Source organism: Gordonia sp. i37, assembly GCF_002043085.1.
Lineage (GTDB): Bacteria > Actinomycetota > Actinomycetes > Mycobacteriales > Mycobacteriaceae > Gordonia > Gordonia polyisoprenivorans.
The window spans coordinates 1-1,934 of sequence record NZ_MVPX01000162.1; the positions used below are offsets into that span (position 1 = coordinate 1).

2 protein-coding genes are annotated in these 1,934 nt (G+C 68.8%); both read left to right on the forward strand.

The window, feature by feature from the left end; genetic code table 11:
• Window positions 1-1,312, forward strand: a 1,312-nt coding sequence (obgE, locus tag B1964_RS08065; RefSeq protein ID WP_079929447.1) for a GTPase ObgE, incomplete at its 5' end; no start/stop codon positions are given.
• The coding region (gene proB / locus B1964_RS08070; RefSeq protein ID WP_079929448.1) for a glutamate 5-kinase at window positions 1,312-1,934 on the forward strand (623 nt) is incomplete at its 3' end. The genes obgE and proB, both read left to right, overlap by 1 nt.

Below are 1,934 nucleotides of genomic sequence, written 5' to 3' on the forward strand. Positions count from 1 at the left end.
CGATCCCCAGGTCCACACCCTGCTGGATTTCCATTTCCGTCCGCATGCCAAGGCCGGCAACGGGAAACCGGGAATGGGTGACAACCGCGACGGCGCGAACGGTGAGGACCTCGTGCTCGCCGTTCCCGACGGCACCGTCGTCCTCGATGCGGCGGGCACGATCCTGGCCGATCTCGTCGGTGCGGGCACCACCTTCGACGCCGCCCAGGGCGGTCGGGGCGGACTCGGTAACGCCGCGTTGGCATCCCGGGCGCGCAAGGCGCCGGGGTTCGCGCTGCTCGGCGAGGAGGGGCAACACCGCGACCTGGTATTGGAGCTCAAGTCGGTCGCCGACGTCGGGCTGGTCGGGTTCCCGTCCGCGGGCAAATCGTCACTGGTGTCGGTACTCTCGGCCGCCAAACCGAAGATCGCCGACTACCCGTTCACCACGCTGCAGCCCAATCTGGGTGTGGTGCAGGCCGCCGGTGACGTGTTCACCATCGCCGACGTCCCCGGTCTGATCCCCGGCGCCTCCACCGGACGCGGCCTGGGTCTGGACTTCTTGCGTCATCTCGAGCGGTGTGCGGTCCTCGCGCATGTGGTCGACTGCGCCACCCTCGAACCCGGGCGTGACCCGGTGTCCGACATCGACGCCCTCGAAGCCGAACTCGCCGCCTACCAGCCGGCCCTCGACACCGACCACGGGCTCGGAGACCTCGCCGAGCGGCCGCGGGTGGTCATCCTGAACAAAATCGACGTCCCCGATGCCGCAGAGCTCGCCGATCTCGTCGAACCCGAACTGGCACAGCGCGGTTGGCCGGTATACCGAATTTCCGCGGTCACCCACCAGGGGCTACGTGAGTTGACCAACGCGCTCGCGCGCATGGTGGCGCAGTATCGCGAAGCCCATCCGAAGCCCGCCGCCCGCCGAACGGTGATCCGCCCCAAGGCGATCGACGAGGCACAGTTCGCGGTGACGCCGGACCCGGCGATCGACGGTGGATTCGTCGTCACCGGTGCCCGCCCGGAACGTTGGATCGCGCAGACACAGTTCGACAACGACGAGGCCGTCGGCTACCTCGCCGATCGCCTCAATCGCCTCGGGGTGGAGGACGAGCTGATGCGCCTCGGTGCGCGGCCCGGCGCGCCGGTCACCATCGGCGACATGACCTTCGACTGGGAGCCGACCACCCCGATGGGCGACGATGTCCCGATCACCGGGCGCGGCACCGACATTCGGCTCGACCGATCCGAACGGATGGGTGCGGCCGAACGCAAGCAGGCACGACGCGTGCGGCGCGGTTTGGCCGACGACACGGAGGCCGACGAGTAATGAGCGACGTGCGTGAACGGATCGCCCACGCGCGCAGCATCGTCGTCAAAATCGGATCGTCGGCGCTGACCGACCTCGGTACCGGTCTCGACATGGATCGACTCGACCGGCTCACCGACGCACTCGAGGCGCGTATGCGGGCCGGGTCGGACGTGATCGTGGTGTCGTCGGGAGCGATCGGTGCGGGCATCGCCCCGTTGGGGCTCAAGAAGCGTCCCACCGACCTGGCGACCAAACAGGCTGCGGCGAGCGTCGGACAACTCGCGCTCGCGCACGCGTGGGGTACCAGCTTCGCCCGATACGGGCGGACCGTCGGACAAGTGCTCCTGACCGCCGACGACATCTCCAACCGCGCCCACCATGCCAACGCGCAACGCACGCTGGACCGGCTGCGCTCCTTGGGGGCGGTCGGCGTCGTCAACGAGAACGACACGGTGGCCACCAACGAGATCCGGTTCGGCGACAACGATCGGCTCGCGGCGCTGGTGGCACACCTCGCCGGTGCCGACGCGCTCGTGCTGCTCTCGGATGTGGACGGCCTCTACGACGGCGATCCCCGCAAGCCGGGACCGGACGGCCTTGTCGCACAATTCCTTTCGGAGGTCAACGGGCCCGAGGATCT